At 60.1% G+C, this 8,114-nt stretch carries 8 protein-coding genes; 3 read left to right on the forward strand and 5 right to left on the reverse strand.

The features are described 5' to 3' along the window. The first annotated feature begins 57 nt into the window (after positions 1-57). Positions 58-495, forward strand: coding sequence for an Rrf2 family transcriptional regulator (locus HX823_RS27190; protein ID WP_038846582.1), 438 nt, complete (start codon positions 58-60; stop codon positions 493-495). Here HX823_RS27190 and HX823_RS27195 read toward each other — a convergent pair. The 3 genes from HX823_RS27195 to HX823_RS27205 form a co-directional block, all read right to left on the reverse strand. Next, a complete protein-coding gene (locus tag HX823_RS27195; RefSeq protein WP_177077616.1) occupies positions 492-1,121 on the reverse strand; it encodes a ribonuclease T2 in 630 nt (209 codons plus the stop codon). The genes HX823_RS27190 and HX823_RS27195 overlap by 4 nt on opposite strands. A 38-nt stretch (positions 1,122-1,159) precedes the next feature. Continuing rightward, entirely contained in the window at positions 1,160-2,140 is a 981-nt protein-coding gene (locus HX823_RS27200; RefSeq protein WP_177077618.1) for a Gfo/Idh/MocA family protein, read from the reverse strand. A 107-nt stretch (positions 2,141-2,247) separates the two neighbouring features. Next, positions 2,248-2,718: an Lrp/AsnC family transcriptional regulator gene (locus HX823_RS27205; RefSeq protein WP_038846593.1), complete on the reverse strand. Its 471-nt coding sequence runs from the start codon at positions 2,716-2,718 to the stop codon at positions 2,248-2,250. 123 nt (positions 2,719-2,841) lie between these two features. On the opposite strand from HX823_RS27205, the gene HX823_RS27210 reads away from it, so the two are divergent. Beyond that, positions 2,842-4,077, forward strand: coding sequence for a methionine gamma-lyase (locus HX823_RS27210; RefSeq protein WP_038846595.1), 1,236 nt, complete (start codon positions 2,842-2,844; stop codon positions 4,075-4,077). A gap of 155 nt (positions 4,078-4,232) precedes the next feature. Beyond that, complete coding sequence (locus HX823_RS27215) at positions 4,233-4,901, forward strand: response regulator transcription factor (protein ID WP_177077621.1); 669 nt, start codon at positions 4,233-4,235, stop codon at positions 4,899-4,901. Positions 4,902-4,945: 44 nt separating this feature from the next. On the opposite strand, the gene HX823_RS27220 is transcribed toward HX823_RS27215, so the two are convergent. Both HX823_RS27220 and macA read right to left on the reverse strand, forming a co-directional pair. After that, positions 4,946-6,904, reverse strand: coding sequence for a MacB family efflux pump subunit (locus HX823_RS27220; protein ID WP_177077623.1), 1,959 nt, complete (start codon positions 6,902-6,904; stop codon positions 4,946-4,948). Positions 6,905-6,907: 3 nt separating this feature from the next. Further along, positions 6,908-8,059 carry a macrolide transporter subunit MacA gene (gene macA, locus HX823_RS27225; protein ID WP_177077625.1) on the reverse strand — a complete coding sequence of 384 codons (1,152 nt, stop codon included), beginning with the start codon at positions 8,057-8,059 and terminating at the stop codon, positions 6,908-6,910. Positions 8,060-8,114 lie beyond the last annotated feature (55 nt).

Genomic DNA, 8,114 nt, shown 5'->3' on the forward strand with positions numbered 1-8,114 from the left:
TCGCAACTTTTAGGGTTACGAACGATACTTTCGGCTTGAATGAACCGAGGCCACTTGATGAGAAATGACACCCGCCTTTCGCGCATGCTTCACGTGCTGATCCATATGGGTCGCCATGAAGAGCGCGCCACGTCGGAAACCATCGCGCAGATGCTCGGCACCAACCCGGTGGTAGTGCGGCGCACGCTCGGGCTGCTCAAGGAAAAGGGCTATGTCCGTTCGGAAAAGGGCCATCAAGGTGGCTGGAGCCTGGGCAAGCCGTTGAGTGAAATCACCCTGCTGGAGATTCACAACGCCCTGGGCACGCCGTCGATATTCGCTATCGGTTTGTCCACCGACCACCCGCAATGCCTGGTGGAACAAGCGGTGAACGCCGCGCTGACACAGGCCTTCGAGCAAGCCCAGGCGCTGCTGCTGGAGCGCCTGGGCCAGGTCACCTTGGCGCAATTGGCCGAGGATTTTGATGAGCGCTATCGCCTGGCGATGCAGCCTTAGCGCTGGCTCGGGATACGGATATCACCGTCGCGGCACTGGGTTTTCACACTGCGCGGGCAGCCGGTAAACGCCAGGTCCTTGGTCAGGCACACCCGCACTTCCGAGAACACCTTGCCTTTGCAGATCACCGCCAGCCCATGGTTGCCCATGCGCGGGTTGCTCTCGCGGAACAGCGCCTCGATCTCACGGGCTTGCAGCGATGGCGGCGTGTTGAAGGGTTGCAGTTGCTGCGGAATGCTCACCACGCCCAGCGCCTCATCGGTTTTTTGCAGGTAGGCCAACGGCTCCAGGCCACTGCAAGTGCCATGCTTGGTCCATTCGTGCCTGAGCAGTGAACGGGTCGGGAACAATGCTGCGCCTTTTTCGATTTCTTCGCGGCTCAACTGCGATTGCGGCGAGCACGACGCCGGCCACCCTCCCCGCGCGTACTGCGGCCACAAGCCGTGCAACACAAACCCGTAGCCCTTGCCTGAACACTGTTCGTTGTCCGGGTGCGTCAGGCAAAAGGTCGGCGACCACGACAACGACAACACATAAAAATCAAACTCCCCCGGCGTGCCTTGGCTACGCGGAGCCGCCATTGCACTGGTGGCCAGTAACAACCCGATCGCTAACCAGTATTTCATCCGTCTATTCCTTGGAAAAAAGAAAAACTCTATCGAGCCTAGCCAGGATGATGGGGGTTACGTTGTAGCACCTTGTCCAGGATCCGATCGGTCTTCAGCGCCTCGATGGCCAACGACGGATGTTCGGCTTTGCCGCGAATATGCGCGTTCATCGCCACTACGTGATGCCACTGGATATGCGCGTGGCACGGTACTTCCAGCACCTCCTGCGTCTCGCCTGCAAGACGCAGGGGCTGGTCTTCGAACACCGAGAACTGGATTCGACCACGGCTGCCGATCAGTTCCACCCGGTCCTCACGACGGTCCGCGACAAAGTTCCAGCAGCCCATGCCCAGCGCGCCGGACGCAAAGCGCCAGCTGGCCGTCACGGCATCTTCCGCCGCGTAACGGCCTTCCTGGCGCGAGGTGTAACCGGACACTTCGATGATATCGCCGGCCAGGTACTGGAACAGGTCAAAGCCATGGCTGGCCAGGTCGGCAAAATAACCGCCACCGGCAACGCTTGGGTCTGTGCGCCAGTTGGCGGCATTGGCGTCATGGGCAGCCGGTGGTTTGCACAGGGTCCAGGTCAGGTGGCGCAGCTCACCGATGCGCCCATCCCGTAGCCAGTCGCGCACTTGCTGGAAGCGCGGCAGCGAACGGCGGTAATAGGAAACAAACAGATGCAACCCGGCACGTTCGAACGTGCGCTGCATCAATGCGCTCTGCTCGGCATTCAGCGACATGGGTTTCTCGACGCAGCAATGCTTGCCGGCCGCCGCCACCATCAGGCTGTACTCAAGGTGGCTGTCGGGCGGCGTGGCGATGTAGACGGCGTCCACTTCAGGGTCGTTGATCAGTGCCTGGGCGTCGGTGTAGAAGCGTGCAATACCGTGGCGTGCCGCATAATCACGCACGGCGTCTTCGCGGCGCCCCATCACGGCCACCAACGCAGAACCTGGCGCTTTGTAGAAAGCCGGCCCACTCTTCACTTCAGTGACACTGCCACAGCCGATCATGCCCCAACGTATGGTGCTCATCTGCTCTCCTCGTGCTTTTTGATCAATCGGGCAGTATCCACATCCCTCTGCTTATGCGCCATCCCTCATGATCAACCTGCGGCGAGTCCAGCCCCACGGCCTGCGCCTTACGCCGGCAACGGAATCACCCTCAACGCCCGGACCGATTTATAAGAAAAACTTGAATAAATCTCCTTGACGCAAGGCAACGTCTGCAACACCTCCCGCGCAAACTCCCCAAACGACTCCAGGTCCTTCGCCACCACTTCCAACAAAAAGTCATAACGTCCGGACACGTTATGACACGCCACAATCTCCGGAATCTCCAACAACCGTTGCTCAAACGCCCGAGCAATTTCCTGGGTGTGACTCTCCATCATGATGCTGACAAACGCCGTCACGCCATACCCCAATGCCTTGGGCGAAAGAATCGCCTGATACCCACTGATCACCCCACTCTCTTCCAGGTTGCGCACCCGCCGCCAGCACGGCGAGGTCGTCAAGGAAACGCGGTCGGCCAATTCAGCCACCGTGAGACGGGCATTGCCCTGCAACGCGTTTAAAAGTGCTTTATCGGTACGGTCGAGACTGACAGGCATAACGTGCCTCTATTCTTTATTTTTATGAGGTTTTCATCCCATGACGCGGGAATTAGCAGCAAATATTGCAAAGTTCATCTCTGGTTATGAGCATAGCATTGTAGGAAATAAGGAGCGTCCGACATGAACAATAAACACAATGCATTCGGCTTTTCCACCCGCGCCATCCACCACGGCTATGACCCAAAAGACCACCACGGCGCACTCGTCCCGCCGATTTATTTGTCAGCCACCTTTGCTTTCCCAACCGCTGAATACGGCGCCGCCTGTTTTGCCGGCGAAGCGAGCGGCCACTTCTATACACGTATTTCCAACCCGACCCTGGCGCTGCTGGAATCACGCATGGCCACCTTGGAAAATGGTGAAGCTGCCGTGGCGTTCAGCTCAGGCATGGGCGCGATTGCCGCGACGTTCTGGACCCTGCTGCGCCCCGGTGATGAGGTGATCGTCAGCCAGACCCTGTACGGCTGCACCTTTGCACTGCTGCACCATGGCATCGGTGAATTCGGTATCAAAGTGCGGCATGTCGACCTCACCGACCTCGAAGCGCTGCAAGCCGCTCTCAGCCCCGCAACCCGCATGATCTATTGTGAAACCCCGGCCAATCCCAACCTGCGACTGGTGGACATCGCCGCCGTAGCTGCCCTCGCCCACCAGCAGCCAAATGTCACCCTGGTCGTCGACAACACCTACTGCACACCCTACCTGCAACGCCCCCTCGACCTGGGCGCCGATGTGGTGGTGCACTCGGCCACCAAGTACCTCAGCGGCCATGGCGATATCACCGCGGGCATCGCCGTGAGCAGCCAGGCCCTGGCCCAGCGCATTCGCCTGCAAGGCCTCAAGGACCTGACCGGGGCAGTGATGTCGCCGCAGGACGCCTCACTGTTGATGCGCGGCCTCAAGACCCTGGCCCTGCGCATGGACCGTCATTGCAGCAACGCCCAGGCCGTGGCCGAAGCCTTGCAGGCGCACCCGGCCGTGCAGTGGGTGACATACCCAGGGTTGCGTTCTTTCCCGCAATACGAATTGGCGACACAGCAGATGAAACTGCCCGGCGGCATGATTGCCTTCGAACTCAAGGGCGGCATAGAAACCGGTAGACGCTTCATGAATGCACTCAAGCTGTTTACCCGTGCGGTCAGCCTGGGTGATGCGGAGTCACTCGCCCAGCACCCGGCGAGCATGACCCATTCCACCTACACCCCGCAGGAGCGTGCGGCGCACGGGATCAGCGAAGGGTTGGTGCGCTTGTCGGTGGGGCTTGAAGACGTTGCCGACCTGTTGGCGGATGTGCAACAGGCACTGGCCAAGTGCAACCGTGCTATTACGCGTCCTTCTAAGCTTGTGAGTTTTTAATCCGATTTTTTAAGATTGGATCCCCTTCCCGTCGCCAGGCTGTACTAGCATAGGTTCCGGCGGGAAGGACTATCACGGTAGGTTATTCGCATTGGCTTGTATCTTAATCCCCGTCGCTATAAGGCCGAATACCTGCACGCCTCATGGACGAAATGATGAACTCACAGCTGTTCCCTCATATTGGCAAAGTCATCGCCAGCACCGGCAGCCGCCATTTCCCACGCATGCTGCATGACCTGATCCTCACCCAACTGGCAGTGGACGCCACCCATATCACGCAATTGCAGGTCAGCGCCGACGGGCAAACCCGCCGCAAGATCAGCCCGGTCTACACCGATTCGGTGGAGGCGTTGGGCGAGGAACAACCCGCCGCACAATTGCACCTCACCCGCCGCAAGGATGACGTGCGCTACGTGTTGTCGGTGTATCGCTCGCACCAGTCCGAAAGCTTTTCGCCCCAGGAACGCAGCATGTTGCAGGACTTTTCTACCTTGCTGCTGCCCATGGTGGAAAAACACATCGCCGCGATCCAACCGTGCCGCCAGGACAGCGACGCGGTAGTGCCGGAAAACCAAGGTATCGAAACCCTGCGCAGGCGCATTCAAGAACGACTGGTGCAGTCAGGGTTGACCTTGTCCAACCGTGAACTTGAGGTGTGCGTGGGCCTGCTCGCCGGGCGCACGGCGCCGGAGTTGGCGGAGCAGTTGGCGTTGAAGGTCAACACCATCGAAAGCTACCTGAAACGCGCGTCGATCAAGCTGGGGATCAGCGGGCGGCATTCGTTGTTGCGGTGGATGTATGCCACTGAGGACACGCTCTCGTAAAAAACACTGCAGAAGCCGGCTTGCCGGCTCCTGCAGCGGGTTCCTCAATCTCTGGCAAGCGCCTCGATCGGATCCAGCCGCGCCGCATTCCTGGCCGGCACAAAGCCGAACACAATGCCGATCAACGTCGAACAGGCAAACGCCGTGATGATCGAACCCAGGGAAAACACCATCTCCCATTCCTTTACAAACAACGAAAACAGAAAGCCCAGGGCGTAGGACAGCGAGATCCCGATCAGCCCGCCGATCAAACACACCATCACCGCTTCCACCAGGAACTGCTGGCGGATATCCGACTGCCGCGCCCCCACCGCCATGCGAATGCCGATCTCACGGGTACGCTCGGTGACGGACACCAGCATGATATTCATCACGCCAATGCCCCCCACCAGCAACGAAATCACCGCGATCAACGACAGCAGCAACGCCAGGGAGCGGCTGGTCTTCTGCACCGTCTGCATGATGCTGTCGAGGTTGTTGGTGAAAAAATCCTTGGTGCCGTGGCGTTGCAGCATGAGCTTGTTGACGTTGTCTTCGACCACCTTGCTCGGCTGGCCGTCCTTGATGCGCACGGTGATGCTGTCCAGATGGCGCTGCCCCAGCAAACGCCCCGCCGCTGTTTCGTAGGGCACCCACACGTTCAACGCCTTGCTGGCGGCGAACATGTTCTTATTGTCAGCGGTGACCCCGATCACGGTACACGGCAGGTTGCCCACCAGGATCACCTGCCCGAGCGGATCGACGTTCGGGCCGAACAATCGGTGACGGGTGTTGTGGTCGATCACTACCACCTGGGCCTGGCGCCGTGCATCGCTTTCGCTGAAGGCGATACCGGCTTCGAGCTTGAGTCCCTTCACCTTGAAGTAGCGGTCACTCACCCCATTCACCTGCGCATCCAGGTCGATATTGCCAAAGCGCAGCAACAGGTTGCGGCCCACCACCGGCGTGGCGCTGTCGACGTAATACAGCTGGTTCAACGCGTCCACGTCCGAAGGCATCAAGGTCTCGATGGCCGAGGCGCGACTGTCGCCAAAACTGGTGCCGGAAAAGATGTCGATGGTGTTGCTGCCAATCGCCTGGATGTCCTTGAGCACATAACGCTTGGCGCCTTCGCCGATGGCCGAGATCGACACCACCGAAGTGATACCGATAACGATACCGAGCATGGTCAACAAGGTGCGCATGCGGTGAGACACCAGCGCGACCCAGGCCATGTTGAAGGCCTCCTTGAACAACCCCAGGCTCGCCACCAAGCGCCGGGCGCCGCTGCGTTTTGGTTCTATCGGTGTTTCGCAGGGCAGCTCCAGGCCAGCACGCTCATTGGCCTTGTCGCTGACAATCTCGCCATCGCTCACCTCGACGATGCGCTGCGCATTCGCCGCGACCTTGGGGTCATGGGTGACGATAATCACCGTGTGCCCCGCCGCGTGCAGCTCGGCGAGGATACGCATCACCTCTTTGCCACTGTGGGTGTCGAGGGCGCCGGTGGGTTCGTCGGCGAGGATCACTTCGCCGCCGTTCATCAAGGCACGGGCGATACTCACCCGTTGCTGTTGGCCACCGGAGAGCTGGCTGGGGCGATGGGTGGTGTGACCGGACAGGCCCAGCCGCGCGAGCAACTCCCGTGCGCGGCTGTGACGTTGGGTTTCCGGTGTGCCGGCGTAGATCGCTGGCATTTCCACGTTGTGCAAGGCACTCAGGTGCGCCAGCAAGTGGTAGCGCTGGAAGATAAAGCCGAAGTAATCGCGGCGCAGTTCGGCCAACTGCTCATCCCCCAGGGAACGGGTTTCGATGCCGTTGATCTTGTAGCTGCCGGCCGTGGCGTAATCCAGGCCGCCGAGGATGTTCATCAGGGTCGATTTCCCTGAGCCTGAGGCGCCGATAATCGCGACCATTTCCCCGGCATGGATCGTCAGGTCGATGCCCTTGAGCGCGATGAATTCACGCTCGCCGGCCATGAAGCTGCGGGTGATGCCCTTGAGTTCCAGCAGTGGCTGAGTCATCCGTCAGTTCCCCGCCACAGCCGGCGTGGCGTCGCCGATCACCACGTTGTCGCCTTCGGCCAGGCCTTCGAGGATCTGCACCTTCACATTGTTATTGATCCCGGTCTTCACGTCCCGCGACACCGCCTTGCCCTTGGCGTCCAGCACCCGCACCGAGTAACTGCCGTCGTTGTTGCGCGCCCCCAGCGCCGCCACCGGCACCATCAGCGCGGCCTCGGCAGTGTCGAGCACGATACGTACCTGGGCGGTCATGGCGATGCGCAGGCGGTGGTCGGGGTTGGGTACGTCGAACAGTGCGTTGTAGAACACCGCCGTGTTCTGCTTCGGCGTGCCGGCGGTCTGGGTTTCCAGGAAGTTCTGCGGTGCCGGTTCCGTGCCGCGCAGCTTGGCGTAGTAACGCTTGTCGGCCTCACCGAGGATGGTGAAGTAGACCTGCTGGCCGGGGCTGATGTGAATCACATCCGCCTCGGAGACCTGGGCCTTGACGGTCATGGTGTCCAGGTCCGCCAGCTTGAGTAGTACCGGCGCCAGTTGGTTGGCGATTACGGTCTGGCCTTCCTGGGTGACGATGCCCACCACATCGCCGTCGATGGGCGCGACGATGCGGGTGTAGGCCAGGTTGACCTTGGCGGTGTCGATCTGGATGTGGGCGCTTTTTATCTGCGCGTCCAGGGACAGCAGGTTGGCCTGCTGCACCTGGAAGGTGGATTCGGCGTCTTCGAAGTCCTGGCGGGAGACTGACTCGTCAATCTGCAGGCCTTTGTAGCGTTCGTATACGGACTTGGCCTGCTTGAGCTGCGCCGCTGTGGCGCGGCGTTGGGCCTGGAGGTTTTCTTCGTCGACCTGGGCTTTGCGCAGGGTGTTTTGCAGGATCAATGGGTCGATTTCGGCCAGCCACTGGCCCTTTTTGACCTTGTCGCCGACTTTGACTTTGAGGGATTTCAGTTGGCCGGAGACTTGGGCGCCGACGTCGACCTGTTTGATGCCTTCGAGCAGGCCGGTGGCGAGGACGGCGTTTTCGATGTCGCCGCGTGAGGCGGTGGCGGTGAGGTATTGCGGTGTGTCGGCGGGGGCTTGGACCGTGTAGATGATTAGGCCTATGGCGACTGTGATTACCGTGAGCATTCCTAGTTTGCGTAGCTTTGACTTTTCCATGGGTGGCCTTTGGTCGTGTACATATCCGTTATTTAGGTAACGGCTGATATGGGTT

This window comes from Pseudomonas sp. P7759, assembly GCF_013386445.1.
Taxonomy (GTDB): domain Bacteria; phylum Pseudomonadota; class Gammaproteobacteria; order Pseudomonadales; family Pseudomonadaceae; genus Aquipseudomonas; species Aquipseudomonas azotoformans_A.